The 14,986-nt window shown below is 73.4% G+C and carries 14 protein-coding genes; 7 read left to right on the top strand and 7 right to left on the bottom strand.

All coding sequences use genetic code 11. The features are described from left to right. Window positions 1–18: 18 nt before the first annotated feature. From AB0K17_RS15035 to AB0K17_RS15025, 3 genes are read right to left on the bottom strand one after another with little or no spacing between them, the layout of a single operon-like run. On the bottom strand, window positions 19–540 hold the full coding sequence (locus tag AB0K17_RS15035; RefSeq protein ID WP_365983166.1) for a hypothetical protein: 522 nt from the start codon (window positions 538–540) through the stop codon (window positions 19–21). A gap of 35 nt (window positions 541–575) precedes the next feature. Further along, complete coding sequence (locus AB0K17_RS15030) at window positions 576–1,418, bottom strand: siderophore-interacting protein (RefSeq protein WP_365983165.1); 843 nt, start codon at window positions 1,416–1,418, stop codon at window positions 576–578. Window positions 1,419–1,471: 53 nt separating this feature from the next. Further along, entirely contained in the window at window positions 1,472–2,395 is a 924-nt protein-coding gene (locus AB0K17_RS15025) for a 5'-3' exonuclease (protein ID WP_365983164.1), read from the bottom strand. Between the two features lie 157 nt (window positions 2,396–2,552). Between AB0K17_RS15025 and AB0K17_RS15020 the strand changes: the two genes are divergently transcribed. The 3 genes from AB0K17_RS15020 to AB0K17_RS15010 are packed head-to-tail and all read left to right on the top strand — an operon-like array spanning window position 2,553 to window position 6,220. Then, window positions 2,553–3,635: a betaine/proline/choline family ABC transporter ATP-binding protein gene (locus AB0K17_RS15020; protein WP_365983163.1), complete on the top strand. Its 1,083-nt coding sequence runs from the start codon at window positions 2,553–2,555 to the stop codon at window positions 3,633–3,635. Further along, window positions 3,628–5,439 (top strand): ABC transporter permease/substrate binding protein, encoded by a 1,812-nt coding sequence (locus AB0K17_RS15015; RefSeq protein WP_365983162.1) that lies wholly within the window; start codon window positions 3,628–3,630, stop codon window positions 5,437–5,439. Before AB0K17_RS15020 ends, AB0K17_RS15015 begins: the two co-directional genes overlap by 8 nt. 31 nt (window positions 5,440–5,470) lie before the next feature. Further along, on the top strand, window positions 5,471–6,220 hold the full coding sequence (locus tag AB0K17_RS15010; protein ID WP_365983161.1) for a helical backbone metal receptor: 750 nt from the start codon (window positions 5,471–5,473) through the stop codon (window positions 6,218–6,220). Here AB0K17_RS15010 and AB0K17_RS15005 read toward each other — a convergent pair. Next, on the bottom strand, window positions 6,147–7,280 hold the full coding sequence (locus AB0K17_RS15005; RefSeq protein ID WP_365983160.1) for a TDT family transporter: 1,134 nt from the start codon (window positions 7,278–7,280) through the stop codon (window positions 6,147–6,149). The two genes, AB0K17_RS15010 and AB0K17_RS15005, sit on opposite strands and share 74 nt — an antisense overlap. A 70-nt stretch (window positions 7,281–7,350) precedes the next feature. On the opposite strand from AB0K17_RS15005, the gene AB0K17_RS15000 reads away from it, so the two are divergent. Then, window positions 7,351–8,274: a LysR family transcriptional regulator gene (locus AB0K17_RS15000; RefSeq protein ID WP_365983159.1), complete on the top strand. Its 924-nt coding sequence runs from the start codon at window positions 7,351–7,353 to the stop codon at window positions 8,272–8,274. On the opposite strand, the gene AB0K17_RS14995 is transcribed toward AB0K17_RS15000, so the two are convergent. The 3 genes from AB0K17_RS14995 to AB0K17_RS14985 all read right to left on the bottom strand — a co-directional run bounded on the left by AB0K17_RS14995 (window position 8,265) and on the right by AB0K17_RS14985 (window position 11,290). Beyond that, window positions 8,265–8,975 carry a gamma-glutamyl-gamma-aminobutyrate hydrolase family protein gene (locus AB0K17_RS14995; protein ID WP_365983158.1) on the bottom strand — a complete coding sequence of 237 codons (711 nt, stop codon included), beginning with the start codon at window positions 8,973–8,975 and terminating at the stop codon, window positions 8,265–8,267. The two genes, AB0K17_RS15000 and AB0K17_RS14995, sit on opposite strands and share 10 nt — an antisense overlap. Next, the gene (eat, locus tag AB0K17_RS14990) at window positions 8,975–10,438 is read right to left on the bottom strand and encodes an ethanolamine permease (RefSeq protein ID WP_365983157.1); all 1,464 of its coding nucleotides are present in this window, start codon (window positions 10,436–10,438) and stop codon (window positions 8,975–8,977) included. Before eat ends, AB0K17_RS14995 begins: the two co-directional genes overlap by 1 nt. A 111-nt stretch (window positions 10,439–10,549) precedes the next feature. After that, window positions 10,550–11,290, bottom strand: coding sequence for an FCD domain-containing protein (locus tag AB0K17_RS14985; protein ID WP_365966412.1), 741 nt, complete (start codon window positions 11,288–11,290; stop codon window positions 10,550–10,552). 74 nt (window positions 11,291–11,364) lie between these two features. Between AB0K17_RS14985 and AB0K17_RS14980 the strand changes: the two genes are divergently transcribed. The 3 genes from AB0K17_RS14980 to AB0K17_RS14970 are packed head-to-tail and all read left to right on the top strand — an operon-like array spanning window position 11,365 to window position 14,903. After that, on the top strand, window positions 11,365–12,732 hold the full coding sequence (locus AB0K17_RS14980) for a glutamine synthetase family protein (RefSeq protein WP_365966413.1): 1,368 nt from the start codon (window positions 11,365–11,367) through the stop codon (window positions 12,730–12,732). A gap of 8 nt (window positions 12,733–12,740) precedes the next feature. Continuing rightward, entirely contained in the window at window positions 12,741–14,117 is a 1,377-nt protein-coding gene (locus AB0K17_RS14975) for an aldehyde dehydrogenase family protein (protein WP_365983156.1), read from the top strand. Further along, complete coding sequence (locus AB0K17_RS14970) at window positions 14,118–14,903, top strand: 3-oxoacyl-ACP reductase (RefSeq protein ID WP_344434225.1); 786 nt, start codon at window positions 14,118–14,120, stop codon at window positions 14,901–14,903. Window positions 14,904–14,986: the final 83 nt, after the last annotated feature.

Below are 14,986 nucleotides of genomic sequence, written 5' to 3'. Positions count from 1 at the left end.
CGGAGCCCCGGGAAACGATCACCTCCGGCGGCGCACCACCAGGTACGTCGCTATGGCGGTCAGGGCCGCCGACAGTGCCGCCGTGGCGGCGACGGCGACGGCCAGTTGGGCCGTCGTCACGCCCCCGGCGGCCTCGTCGTCCGCCTCGTCCTCGTCCGGCGCCGTCTCGCTCGTACGGTCCACCGCCTCCCCGTACCCGCGCGGGCTCGCGCAGAACTCGCGGTTGGCGGCGTCCATTTCGGGTGTGACCGTCAGGTCCAGCGAGTCCAGGGGCTCCTTCTCGCCGTCCCGTTTCAGCTCCACCACGTACGTGCCGGGCGCGATGTCGCACAGGACCATGCCGGCCACGTCCGTGTAGTGCGAGCCGTCCTTGCCCTCGTGGAAGCGTTTCGGCTTCAGCAGCAGCGGTTTGGCGAACGCCGGTGATTCGACCGTGAGGGGGCCGTCGACCTCCTCCAGGGTCACGTGCAGGACCGTCTCGCGGCCCCGCTGGGCGGGGCCGTCGGTGGAAAGGGCGGAGCCCGATGCGAGGGCTGCCACGGCGGCGAGGGTTGCCGGTATGGTCACCACCGCCGTCAGGCCGCGGCTTCCTGCTCGGCCTCCACCTGCTGGTTCCACTCGCGCTTGGAGGCCTGCCAGCCGTCCTCGTCGTGGCCGCGCCGCCAGTAGCCGGAGATGGACAGGCGTTCGCGCGGCACACCGCGCTCCATGCGCAGATGCCGGCGCAGTTCCTTGACGAAGCCGGCCTCGCCGTGGACGAAGACGTGCGCGTCGCCCGCGGGGAAGTCCATCGTGCGCACCGCCCGCACCAGGGCTTCGCCCACCGGTGCGCCGTCGCGGTGCAGCCAGGTGACCGTGATGCCGTCGGGCAGGTCGAGGGGCTGTTCCTCGATGGCGTCGGCGACCTCCACCAGGGCCCGGACGCGGGCTCCGGCCGGCATGCGTTCCAGCGTGGCGGCGATCGCCGGCAGGGCGCTCTCGTCGCCGGCCAGCAGGTGCCAGTCCGCGGCGGGATCGGGGGCGTAGGCGCCGCCGGGGCCGAGGAAGAGCACCTCCTCGCCGGGCTGTGCCTGCAGCGCCCAGGGGCCGGCCAGGCCCTCGTCGCCGTGGACGACGAAGTCGATCACCAGCTCGCGTGCCGTGTCGTCGAAGGAGCGCACGGTGTAGGTGCGGGTGCGCGGCCACTGATCGCGCGGGAAGTCGCGGCGCACGGTCTCCATGTCGAGCGGTTCGGGGTAGGCGACCCCGGGGACGGGGAAGAGCAGCTTGACGTAGTGGTCGGTGTATTCGCCGGCGCCGAAGCCGGCGAGGGCCTCGCCGCCCAGGACGACGCGGACCATGTGCGGCGTCAGCCGCTCGGTGCGCACCACGTGGGCCCGGTGGACGTGTGCTTTCTTGCGTGCGGGACGCTCTGCCACGGCTGTCTCCCCTGATCCCCTGAAAAGCCGGATATAAGTTAGGTCTACCTAACCTAACATTGTTCGAGAGTCGTCAGCAGTCGCTGCAGCGAGCCCCCCAGTCCCCAGCGCTCCGCCAGCTCGCCCACGGCCCGCCCGTCGCGCGGCGCGGCCGGCAGCGCCGCGTCGAAGGGCGCCAGCGGCACGTCGGAGGCCACCCGCACCACCTTGGGCGCCACCGCGAGGTACGGCGCGGCCTCCGTCAGCCGCTTGCGCTGCGCCGGGGTCAGCTTCGCCGCGGGGTCGCCGGCCGCGGCGAGGATGCCCGTCAGGTCGCCGAAGGAGGCCAGCAGCTTGGCCGCCGTCTTCTCGCCGATGCCGGGCACGCCCGGCAGGCCGTCGCTGGGGTCGCCGCGCAGCAGGGCGAGGTCGGCGTAGCCGGGGCCGTCCACGCCGTACTTCTCGCGCAGCAGCGCCTCGTCCACCGTCTGCAGGGTGCCCACACCCTTGACCGGGTAGAGCACCCGCACGCCGCGCCGGTCGTCGACGAGCTGGAAGAGGTCGCGGTCGCCGGTGACGATGTCGACCGGCCCGGTCGCCCGTGCCGCGAGGGTGCCGATCACGTCGTCCGCCTCGTACCCCACGGCCCCCACGCGCGCGATGCCGATCGCGTCCAGCACGGCGTCGATGACCGGGACCTGCGGGGAGAGCGTGTCGGGCGTCTCCTCCTCGTCCGGGCCGCCCTCGACCTCCTGCGCCACGCGGTGCGCCTTGTAGGAGGGGATCAGCTCGACCCGCCACTGGGGGCGCCAGTCGAAGTCCATGCAGGCGACGAGGTCGTCGGGCCGGCGGTCGGCCACCAGGCGGGCGATGAAGTCGAGCAGGCCGCGCACCGCGTTCACGGGCGTGCCGTCGGGGGCCTTCACCGACTCCGGAACGCCGAAATAGGCGCGGAAGTACAGCGAGGCGGTGTCCAGGAGCATCAGGCGTCGCGTCACGGATCGATGATGCCGCACGCCACCGACAACCGGAGTCCGCCGTGTGAGGTGGCTCACGGTTCCGTTTGCCCTGAATGACCCGGGGCAGGCGCGAGGCCGGAGTGGCTCGTGCGACCGGGGGGACCGCTGGAGTCTGAGTTCGATCCGAGAGGTTTATGTGTCCAGGCTGAAGGCCGAGCACCTGTACAAGGTGTTCGGCAGACGACCCGAAGCCGCCGTCCGCCGACTCGAGGGCGGCGCCGACCGGGACGAGCTGCGCGCCGACGGCGCCACCGCAGCCGTCATCGACGCGTCCTTCGAGGTCGAGGCCGGCCAGATCTTCGTGGTGATGGGGCTCTCCGGCTCCGGCAAGTCCACGCTGCTGCGCATGCTCAACGGCCTGCTGGACCCGACGGCCGGCAGCGTCCTGTACGACGGTCAGGACCTGACCTCGCTCTCGCCGCGCGAGCTGCGCGAGGTGCGCTCGCGCCACATCAGCATGGTCTTCCAGCACTTCGCCCTCTTCCCGCACCGCAGCGTGCTGGAGAACGCCGCCTACGGCCTGGAGGTGCGCGGCATGGCCCGCGAGGAGCGCGAGGCCCGTGCCGCCGAGGCACTGGAGCTGGCCGGCCTGGGGGGCTGGGAGAGCTCCTGGCCCGACGAGCTGTCCGGCGGCATGCAGCAGCGCGTGGGCCTGGCCCGCGCGCTGGCCACCGACGCCGACCTGCTGCTGATGGACGAGTCCTTCAGCGCCCTGGACCCCCTGATCCGCCGCGACATGCAGGACCAGCTGCTGGACCTGCAGAAGCGGCTGAAGAAGACCATCGTCTTCATCACCCACGACCTCAACGAGGCCATGCGCCTGGGCGACCGCATCGCGGTGATGCGCGACGGGCGCATCGTGCAGAACGGCACGGCCGAGGACATCCTCGTGCGGCCCGCCAACGACTACGTGGCCTCCTTCATCCAGGACGTCGACCGTTCCCGCGTGCTGACCGCCGGTTCCATCATGGAGCCGACCGCCGGCCGGCCCGGCGAGGCGGCCGCCACCGTCACCGCCGGCACGCCCGTCGCCGAGCTGTTCACCGCCCTCTCCCACGGTGAGGCGCCCGTCGCCGTCACCGGCGAGGACGGCACGCCCGCCGGCGTCGTCACCCGCGACGGTCTGCTGGCCGCCCTGGGCGACCAGCCGCGGCCGCAGCCGGGGGCCGCCACGCCTGCCGCGCCCCGCGAGCAGCAGGAGGTGACGGCCGGTGCCTAGGATCAACCTCGGCGGCTGGGCGGAGAGCGCCGTCGGCTGGCTGCAGAACCACTTCTCGTGGCTCTTCGACGCCGTCAACACCGTACTGACCGGCATGTACGACGGGGTCAACGCCGTCCTCGGCGCCCCCCAGCCCCTGCTGACGGCCGGCATCCTCGCCGTCCTCGCCTGGTGGCTGCGCGGCCTGCTCGCCGCCGTCCTCGCCTTCGCCGGACTCGCCCTGATCGACTCCTTCGGCCTGTGGCACGAGGCGACCGCCACCCTCTCGCTCGTGCTCGTCGCCAGCGTCATCACGCTGGCCGTGGCCGTGCCGCTGGGCATCTGGGCGGCCCGCGACCGCCGGGTCGGCGGGGTGCTGCGGCCCGTCCTGGACGTCATGCAGACGATGCCCGCCTTCGTCTACCTGATCCCGGGCGTGATGTTCTTCTCCATCGGGCCGATCCCCGGCCTGATCGCCACCATCGTCTTCTCCATGCCGCCGGGCGTGCGGATGACGGAGCTGGGCATCCGCCAGGTCGACGGCGAACTCGTCGAGGCGGCCACGGCGTTCGGCACCACGCCGCGCCACACGCTCCTGCGCGTCCAGCTGCCGCTGGCCGTGCCCACCATCATGGCGGGCGTCAACCAGGTCATCATGCTGGCCCTGTCCATGGTCGTCATCGCCGGCATGGCGGGCGCCGGCGGCCTGGGCGAGGCCGTGTACGCGGCCGTGACCCAGGTCGACATCGGCGGCGGCGTCGAGTCCGGTCTGGCCGTCGTGGTCCTGGCCATGTACCTGGACCGGATGACCGGCGCGCTGGGCACCCGGGTCTCCCGCCTGGGCCGCCGCGCCTCCGCCAAGGCCGCCGCCACCGCGCGCGGCCCGGTCGCCTCCCGCGTCCTGGCCCACCGCCCGGGCACCGCCGTGGCCGCCGTCGGCGTCGTCGTCCTCGCGCTCGTCGCGGGCGGCATGCACATCGTCGAGGGCGGCGACAAGCAGGCCGTGGCCGCCGGCGCGAACGTCGGCCGGGGCCAGAAGGTCCGGCTCGGCTACTTCCCCTGGGACGAGGCCGTGGCCGCCACCTACCTGTGGCAGAACGTCCTGGAGGCGCGCGGCTACAAGCCCGAGGTCAAGCAGCTCGACCCGGGCCCGCTCTACACCGCCCTCGCGCAGGGCCAGATGGACGTGCAGTTCGACTCCTGGCTGCCCACCACGCACCAGCAGTACATGGAGCGCTACGGCGACAAGCTCAGCGACCTCGGCACCTGGTACGGGCCCACGTCGCTGGAGCTGACCGTGCCCTCCTACGTCAAGGACGTGAACTCCCTGGCCGATCTCAAGGGCAGGAGCAAGGAGTTCGGCGGGAAGATCGTGGGCATCGAGTCCAGCGCCGGCATGATGGGCAAGCTCAACGACAAGGTTCTCAAGGAATACGGCCTGGAGGGGGAGTACAAGGTCGTCTCGTCCTCCACCTCCACGATGCTCGCCGAGCTCGACCGGGCCCTGAAGAAGAAGGAGCCCGTCGTCACCACCCTGTGGTCGCCGCACTGGGCCTACGGCACCTACGACCTGAAGAAGCTCAAGGACCCCAAGGGCGCCTGGGGCCAGGGCGAGCAGATCCACGCCGTCGGCAAGAAGGACTTCGCCAAGGACTTCCCGCGCATCGCGCAGTGGGTGAAGGACTTCAAGATGTCCGAGAAGGACCTCTCCTCCCTGGAGGCCGAGATCCAAAAGGGCGGCAAGGGCAAGGAGAAGCAGTCCGCCGGCCGCTGGCTCGACGCCCACCCGGGCCTGCTGGACAAGATGGCACCGGCCGGCGCCTGACGCACCGGGCGAACGGGCGTACGGTGGGGCGGTGAGCTCGTCGAGCAACCGCCCCGCCGTACGCCGCGTCGTCTCCCTGGTGCCCTCGCTGACCGAGGCCGTGGCCACCACGGCCCCCGGGCTGCTCGTGGGCGCCACCGACTGGTGCGAACACCCCGCCGGCCTCGACGTGGTGCGCGTCGGCGGCACCAAGAACCCCGACGTCGCCCGCATCGTCGCGCTCGCCCCCGACCTCGTCCTCGCCAACGAGGAGGAGAACCGAGCCCCCGACCTCGGCGCCCTGCGCGCCGCCGGCCTCGACGTCCTGGTCACCGAAATCCGCACCCTGGAGCAGGCGTTCACCGAGCTGGAACGGGTCCTGGTGCGCGGCTGCGGGCTCGCCCGGCCCGCCTGGCTCGACGAGGCCCGCGAGGCCTGGCACGCCGTACGGCCCGCCGGGCCGCCGACGCCGGCCGTCGTGCCCATCTGGCGCCGCCCCTGGATGGTGCTGGGCCGGGACACCTTCGCCGGCGACGTCCTCGCCCGCCTCGGCGTCGGACACGTTTACGCCGGCCACGCCGAGCGCTACCCGCGCCTGCCCCTGGACGAGCTCAACGCCTGCGGCGCCGAGCTCGTCGTCCTGCCCGACGAGCCGTACCGCTTCGGCGCCGACGACGGCCCGGAGTGCTTCCCCGGGCTGCCGTCGGCGCTCGTCAGCGGCCGTCACCTCACGTGGTACGGGCCATCTCTCGCAGCGGCGCCGCGGGTGCTGGGCGCGGCGCTGCGAGCAGCCGTCCGCTGACCAGCCCGGCCGCGGTACGCACCCCGGCGACCGCCCAGGCGCCCACCAGCAGCGCGTACAGCCCCACCGCCAGCCAGGTCAGGGCGGTCAGGCCGGTGCGGTGGGCGAGCGCGGCGCTGCCCGTCACGCAGGTGCCGACGGGGAAGGTGAAGGCCCACCAGGTCATCGTGAAGCCCATGCCCCGGCGGGCGGCCCGGACGACCATGGCGGCGGCCAGCGCCAGCCACAGCAGGGCGAAGCCGATGACGGGCATGCCGTAGAGCACGGCGAAGCCGGCCATGGCGTGCGCGTACGGCTCGGCGACGACGCCCGGCGCGGCGGCGGCGACGGCGTTCACGGCGGTCGTGGACTGGCCCAGCGGGCCCAGGACCAGGAAGAGGGCCGGCGTCAGCGCGAGCGGCAGCGGGCCGTGGTGGACGAGCCGGGCGAAGATCAGCGGCAGGATCAGCAGCGTCGCCAGCAGGCTCATGCCGAACAGCCCGTAGCAGCCCAGCAGCAGCGCCTCGCGCCACTGGCCGGCGGGCAGGTGCGCCACGAGCGCAGGCCCCAGCGCGGCGGAGACCATGGGCGCGACGACCGGCAGCAGCCACACGGGGGAGGCGTCACCGGCGGCGATCTTGTGCCGGGTCACCATCAGGTACGGGATCGCGGCCGCGGCGCCCAGGCCGACGACGGTGCCGGCCGTCCACAGCACGGCGTCCGCGGCGACGGCCGCGCTCTCGCCGATGACGGCCGTGCCCACCGAGAGCGTGCTGCCGCCCACCGCGAGCAGGGCCATGGCCAGGCAGCCGTAGAAGGGGGCGACGGCTGCATCGCCCAGGTGCCGCCTGGCCTGGTCGGGGTGGTGCGCCCAGTGCAGGGCGCGGGCGGTCAGCAGGGCGAGCAGCAGCAGTGCGGCCAGGGCCCACACCGCCTCGCACGCGCCCCGCAGCCCGGGCACGGTCACCGGCAGGGCCGCACCGGCCGAGGCGACGATCGCGGTGCCCATGACGGTGGCGTACCAGTTGGGGCCGAGGTGACGTATGGGGCTGGTCGGGCTGGCGGAGGCTTCGGCGCTCATGGTTCCACGATGATCGGTGCGAGAAGGTGCCGGTAGAGAGTACGCGGCTATGAGCTCATAAACTGGCTTTATGAGCGCGCCCCCGCCGACACCGCTGTCGCACCGGGTCCCCGACCTGGCCGCCCTGGAACTGCTGCTGGCCGTCGCCCGCCTCGGCAGCCTGGGCCGGGCGGCCCGCGAGCTCGGCATCACCCAGCCCGCCGCGAGCGGCCGGGTGCGCGCCCTCGAACGCCTCCTCGGCGTCGCCCTCGTCGACCGCTCCCCGCGCGGTTCGCGCCTGACCGAGGCCGGCGTCCTGGTCACCGACTGGGCCCGGCGCATCGTCGAGGCCGCCGAGGCCTTCGACGCCGGCGCCCGCGCCCTGCGCGAGCGCCGCGACGCCCGGCTGCGCGTCGCGGCCAGCATGACGATCGCCGAGTACCTGCTGCCCGGCTGGCTGATAGCGCTGCGCACCCGGCGCCCGGACACGGCCGTCTCCCTGCACACCGGCAACTCGGCGGCCGTGGCCGAGCGCCTGCTGGCGGGCGAGGCCGACCTCGGCTTCGTCGAGGGCCTGGACGTGCCGCCCGGCCTGGACGGCGCGGTGGTGGCCCGCGACCGGCTGGTCGTGGTCACCGCGCCCGAGCACCCCTGGGCCCGCCGCCGCACCCCCCTGCCCGCCGCCGAACTGGCCGCGGCGCCGCTGATCCTGCGCGAGCGCGGCTCGGGCACGCGCCAGGTCCTCGACGCGGCCCTCGCCGCCCACGACGGCGCCACCGCCCCCCTGCTCGAACTCGCCTCCACCACCGCCGTCAAGGCCGCCGTGGTGAGCGGCGCGGGCCCCTCCGTCCTCAGCGAGCTCGCGGTGAGCGAGGAGCTCGCCGCCCACCGCCTGGTCGAGGTCCCGGTGGCCGGCATCCGCCTGCACCGCACCCTGCGTGCGGTCTGGCCCGCGGGCCACCGCCCGGCCGGGCCGGCCCGGGAGCTGCTGGGGCTGACCGCCGGTCAGGACTGACCGGCCGCCGCCCCGACCAGCGCCTTCGCCAGCCGCAGGTCGTCGCGGGCCTCCGGGTGCCACTGGACGCCGAGCGCAAAGGCGCGGTCCTGGTACTCGACGGCCTCCACGGTGCCGTCGTCGGCGTGCGCCGAGACGACGAGGTCCTTGCCGACGTCGGCGACCGACTGGTGGTGGTGCGTGGCCACGTCCAGGCGGGCGGGCAGCAGGGAGGCGGTGAGGGTGCCGGGGACGGGGACGACGGCGTGGTCGTGGAAGACGCCGGGGGCCGGGTTGTGACCGGTGTGGCCGACCTCGTCCGGCAGGTGCTGGCACAGGGTGCCGCCCGCCCGGACGTTCATCAGCTGCATGCCGCGGCAGATGCCCAGCACGGGTACGTCGGCCTCCAGAGCCGCCTCCAGCAGGGCCAGCTCCCAGCGGTCGCGCTCGGGCACCGGGGTGCCCGTGCGCGGATGCGCCACGGCGTCGTACAGGGCCGGGTCCACATCGTCGCCGCCCGCCAGGACCAGGCCGTCCACCGCGTCGAGGAGGCCCGCGGCGTGCGCGGGGTCGTCGGGCGGCAGCATGAGCACCGCACCGCCGGCGCGCTGGACGTGCGTGGTGTACAGGGCCGGGAGCAGGGCTGCGGGGCAGTCCCAGGCTCCCCAGCGGGCACGGGTGAGATAGGTGGTGATGCCGATCAGGGGGCGCGTCCGGCGCATCAGTCGTCCTTCCGCTTCAGTTCCGCCTCCGCCGCCGCGAGCGCGGCGAACTCCTCCTCCGGTGCGTTCGCCACCAGGTGGTGCCGGCTGTAGAGGCCGAAGTACGCGGCGGCGACCGCGTAGACGGCCAGCGCGATCAGTGCCGCGGTCACGTCCACCAGGAACGTCGCCACCAGGGCCGCGCACGCCAGGACGAGCGCGACCGAGGAGGTGAGCGTCCCACCCGGGGTACGGTACGGCCGCGCGAGCCCCGGTTCACGGCGGCGCAGCACGATGTGCGACAGCGACATCAGCGCGTACGAGATGGTGGCGCCGAAGACGGCCACGTTGAGCATGCGCGCCCCGTCGCCCGTGGCCGCCGCGAGGGCGAAGCCGATCGCGCCGGGCACCAGCAGGCCGAGCCAGGGGGCCTTGCGGCGGCTGGTGAGGGACAGGAAGCGCGGCAGGTAGCCGGCGCGGGAGAGGGCGAAGAGCTGGCGGGAGCCGGCGTAGATGAGGGAGAAGAAGGACGCCACGAGGCCCGCCAGGCCCGCGTAGTTGACGATCCGGCCGAGCACGGTGGCATCCCCGTCCGGCTGCACGGCGGTGACCAGGGGGTTGCCCGCGTCCCGCAGGGCGTCGGCGCCGCCCGCGCCGGTGGCGGCGAGGAAGGCGAGAAGGGCCAGGAGCAGCAGGATGCCCATCGAGGTGGCCATCGCCCTCGGCAGCGTCCTGGCCGGGTCGCGGGTCTCCTCGGCGGCCAGCGGCACGCCCTCGACGCCGAGGAAGAACCACATGCCGAAGGGGAACGCCGCCCAGATGCCGAGCAGCCCGAACGGCAGCCAGGAGGAGGACGCGAAGGCGTGCGGGTCGGCCGGGATGTCGTTCAGGTGCCCGGCGTCGAAGTGGGCGAACGCGCCGACGGCGAAGACGAGCAGCGCCGCCACCGCCACTCCGGTGACCACGAAGCTGAAGCGCAGGGCCTCGCCCACGCCCCACAGGTGGATGCCGATGAACACGACGAAGCAGGCCAGGTACACCGGCCAGGAGGAGGTGAGTCCGAAAAGGTGCAGCGACTCGACGTAGTCGCCGATGAACAGGGAGATCGCCGCGGGGGCGAGGACGTACTCGATGAGGATCGCGGTACCCGTCAGGAAGCCGCCCCAGGGGCCCAGCGCCCGCCGGGCGAAGCCGTAGCCGCCGCCCGCCGTGGGCAGGACGGCGGCGAGCTCGGCGAGGGAGAAGACCATGCACGTGTACATCAGGCCCATCAGGACCGCGGCTGCGGCGAGTCCGCCGAACCCGCCCTCGGCCAGGCCGAAGTTCCAGCCGGAGTAGTCGCCGGAGACGACGTAGGCGACGCCCAGGCCGGTCAGCAGGAGGGGGCCCGCGCTGCCCCGGCGCAGCGAGCGCTTCTCCAGATAGGAATCGTCGGGGCCGCCGGGGGCCGGTGGTGCGCCGGGGGACTGGGTGCGTTCGGGCATGGGCCGCTCCTGCCTGCCGCGGGCGGGGTAAAGGTAATGCGCCATACCTTTGCCTCGCTGAGGGCGGTTGGGCAACCCCCTTGCGGTTAAACCCGCGTAACTGCAGGCGCGTTATGCCAGAAATCCCCGCAACAGGGCTGCCGTTCCGCAGCAGTGCTCGCGCATCACCTCGCGCGCCCCGTCCGCGTCGCCGTCCAGCACCGCCTCGACCAGGGCCGTGTGCTGCTGCTGCGAGTGCTCCAGGTTGCGCACGAGCAGCGGGATGCAGTCGAGCAGGTCGTTGACCGAGGCGCGGACGGCGGCGTACTGCGCGGCCAGCGACGGGGAGCCCGACAGCTCGGCCAGTGTCAGGTGCAGCAGCGTGTCACGGCGCCGGTAGTCCGCCAGCGGCGCGTCGTGCGTCGCGGCGAGCGCCGTGCGCAGCCGCTCGGCGTGCTCCCCGGACAGGCCGTGCGCGGCGCACAGCCCGGCGGCCCCCACCTCCAGCACCTCACGGAAGCGCAGCGTGTCCTCCAGGTCGGTGCCCGCAAGGCGCCGCCGCAGCTCCTCCTCGCCCGCCGTCGCGGGCCGGGCCAGCACGAACGTCCCGCCGTAGCGGCCGCGCCGGCTCTCCACCAGGCCCTGCTCCTGCAGCACCTTCAGCACCTCGCGCAGCGTCACCCGGCTCACGCGCAGCCGGTCGGCCAACTCGCGCTCGGCCGGCAGTCGTTCGCCCTGGGCGACCAGGCCGAGGCGCATGACCTGGAGTATCTGCTCCAGGGCCTCCTCGAAGCCGTTGCCGGCCCGCACCGGGCGCAGTACGGGCGACAGCCGGTCCGCAGCCGAAGATCCCTGCGATGTGCTTCCGTTCATCCCTCCCCCTTCCCAACCAATGGTCTGCAGCCCTACCTTAAGACCTCCGGTCGTACCCGACAGGAGGCCCCGCTGTGGCAGACCGCATACCCCCGCTCCCGGTCGACGAGCTGCGCCGGCTCGTGGACTCGGGGGAGATCGACACCGTCGTGCTCGCCTTCACGGACATGCAGGGGCGGCTGCAGGGCAAGCGGTTCGCCGCCCGGTTCTTCCTCGACGACGTCCTCGGGCACGGCACCGAGGGCTGCAACTACCTGCTCGCCGTGGACGTCGACCTCAACACCGTGGACGGCTACGCCATGTCGTCCTGGGAGCGCGGCTACGGCGACTTCGCCCTGCACGGCGACACGGCCACCTTGCGCCGCACCCCCTGGAACCCCGGCACCGCGATGATGACCGCCGACCTCGCCTGGCACGACGGCTCGCCCGTGCTCGCCTCCCCGCGGCAGATCCTGCGCCGCCAGCTGGACCGGCTGGCCGAGCACGGCTGGAGCGCGTACGTGGGCACGGAGCTGGAGTTCATCGTCTTCCGCGACACCTACGAGGACGCCTGGAACCGCGGCTACCGCGACCTGACCCCCGCCAACCAGTACAACTGCGACTACTCCGTCCTCGGCACCGGCCGCGTCGAGCCCCTGCTGCGCCGCATCCGCAACGAGATGGGCGCCGCCGGCATGACGGTGGAGTCGGCCAAGGGCGAGTGCAACCTCGGCCAGCACGAGATCGCCTTCCGCTACGACGAGGCCCTCACCACCTGCGACCAGCACGTCGTCTACAAGACGGGCGCCAAGGAGATCGCCGCCCAGGAGGGCATGGCCCTGACCTTCATGGCGAAGTTCAACGAGCGCGAGGGCAACTCCTGCCACATCCACCTCTCGCTGCGCGACGAGGCGGGCCGCCCCGTGCTCGCCGACGCGTCCGACCCGTACGGCATGTCCCCGGTGATGCAGCACTTCCTGGCCGGACAGCTCGCCGCCCTGCGCGACTTCACCCTCCTCTACGCCCCCAACATCAACTCCTACAAGCGCTTCCGGCCCGGCTCCTTCGCCCCCACCGCCGTCGCCTGGGGCCCGGACAACCGCACCTGCGCCCTGCGGGTCGTCGGCCACGGCCCCTCCCACCGCTTCGAGAACCGGCTCCCCGGCGGCGACGTCAACCCCTACCTCGCCGTCGCCGGCATGGTCGCCGCCGGACTGTACGGCGTCGAGCACGAGCTGGAGCTCCCCCACCCCAGCACCGGCAACGCCTACACCGGCGACGCCCCGCACGTGCCCGGCACGCTGCGCGAGGCCGCCGAGCTGTGGGAGGCCAGCCCGCTGGCCCGGGCCGCCTTCGGCGACGAGGTGGTCGAGCACTACCTGAACATGGCCCGTGTCGAGCAGCAGGCGTACGACACGGCTGTCACGGACTGGGAGCGCTTCCGCTCCTTCGAGCGCATGTGAGGCTGCGCGTGCACGAGTACGAGAACGAGCACCACGTCATCAACCCCGCCACCGAGGAGCTCGTCGCCACCGTCCCCGCCACCTCCCGCGAGGACGTCGACACCGCGGTCCGGCGGGCCGCCGCCGCCCAGCAGCGCTGGGCGGCCCTGCCCCCCGGCGACCGGGCCCGGCAACTGCGCCGCTTCGCCGCCGCCGTCGACGAGCACCTGGAGGAGCTCGCCCACCTGGAGATGCGCGAGGCCGGTCACCCGATCGGCAACGCCCGTTGGGAGGCGGGCAACGCCCGCGACCTGCTGGAGTTCGCCGCAGGCGGCATCGAGCGGCTCACCGGCAGCCAGATCCCCGTCGCCGGCGGCCTCGACGTCACCTTCCACGAACCCCTCGGCGTCGTCGCGGTCATCGCCCCCTGGAACTTCCCGATGCCCATCGCCGCCTGGGGCCTGGCCCCCGCCCTCGCCGCCGGCAACGCCGTCGTCGTCAAACCCGCCGAGACCACCCCGCTGACCGCCCTGCGCCTGGCGGAGCTGGCCCTGGCGGCCGGCCTGCCGGAGGGCCTGTTCCAGGTGCTGCCCGGGGCCGGGCCCGTGGCGGGCGACGCCCTGGTGCGCCACCCCGGCGTGGCCAAGGTCGTCTTCACCGGCTCCACCGCCGTCGGCAAGCGCATCATGGCCGCCTGCGCGGAGGACGTGAAACGGGTGACCCTCGAACTCGGCGGCAAGAGCCCCAACATCGTCTTCGCCGACGCCGACCTGGAGCGCGCCGCGGCCGCCGCACCGGGCTCCTTCCTCGACAACACCGGCCAGGACTGCTGCGCCCGCAGCCGCATCCTCGTCCAGCGCGACGTGTACGACCGCTTCCTTCAGCTGCTGGAACCGGCCGTGAAGTCCTTCGTCGTGGGCGACCCCGCCGACCCCGCCACACAGATGGGCCCGCTGATCTCCGCCGCGCACCGCGAGCGCGTCCGCTCCTACGTGCCGGAGTCCGCACCCGCGGCTATCCGCGGCGAAGCGCCCACCGGCAAGGGCTACTGGTACCCCGCGACCGTGCTGGAGGCCGACCCCCAGGACCGCGTCGCCCGCGAGGAGGTCTTCGGTCCCGTCGCCGTCGTCATCCCCTTCGAGGACGAGGCCGAGGCCGTACGGCTGGCGAACGACACCGCCTACGGGCTCTCCGGCTCGCTGTGGACCCGCGACGTCTCCCGCGCCCTGCGGATGTCCCGGGCCGTCGCCGCCGGCAACCTCTCCGTCAACTCCCACTCCAGCGTCCGCTACTGGACCCCCTTCGGCGGCTTCAAGCAGTCCGGCCTCGGCCGTGAGCTGGGCCCGGGGGCGCTGGCCGCCTTCACCGAGACCAAGAACGTCTTCATCAGCACCCAGGAGGACTGAGTGACCGACCGGACCGCAGTGTGCCGCCGCCTGGTGGGCCGTACCGCCGTCGTCACCGGAGCCGGCAGCGGCATCGGCCTGGCCACGGCGCGACGGCTCGCCTCCGAGGGCGCCCACGTCGTGTGCGCCGACATCGACGACAGCGCCGGCAAGGCCGCCGCGCAGGAGACCGGGGGACTGTTCGTCAAGGTCGACGTCACCGACCCCGAGCAGGTGGAGGCCCTCTTCCGGGCCGCCCACGACACATACGGCTCCGTCGACGTCGCCTTCAACAACGCCGGCATCTCCCCGCCCGACGACGACTCGATCCTGGAGACCGGACTGGAGGCGTGGAAGCGCGTCCAGGAGGTCAACCTCACCTCCGTCTACCTGTGCTGCAAGGCCGTGCTGCCCTACATGCGCCGCCAGGGCAGGGGCTCCATCATCAACACCGCGTCCTTCGTCGCCGTGATGGGCGCGGCCACCTCCCAGATCAGCTACACCGCCTCCAAGGGCGGCGTGCTCGCGATGTCGCGGGAGCTGGGCGTGCAGTTCGCCCGCGAGGGCATCCGCGTCAACGCCCTGTGCCCGGGGCCGGTGAACACCCCGCTGCTGAAGGAGCTGTTCGCCAAGGACCCCGAGCGGGCCGCGCGCCGCCTGGTGCACGTGCCGGTGGGCCGGTTCGCCGAGCCGGAGGAGATCGCCGCGGCGGTCGCGTTCCTCGCCAGCGACGACGCGTCCTTCGTCAACGCCGCCGAGTTCCTCGTCGACGGAGGCATCGCGGGGGCGTACGTCACCCCGCTGTAGGGTCCATGATCACAGAGTCGGGACCGGAAGGCCGCAGCCGCCGCTCCGGTCCCGGCGCCGAACCGCCGTCCATGCACCGAAGA

The sequence above is a fragment of the Streptomyces sp. NPDC049585 genome, from assembly GCF_040675615.1.
Lineage (GTDB): Bacteria > Actinomycetota > Actinomycetes > Streptomycetales > Streptomycetaceae > Streptomyces > Streptomyces luteosporeus.
Note: the sequence above shows the minus strand (reverse complement) of the source record. Positions and strands in the feature narration are given on the sequence as shown.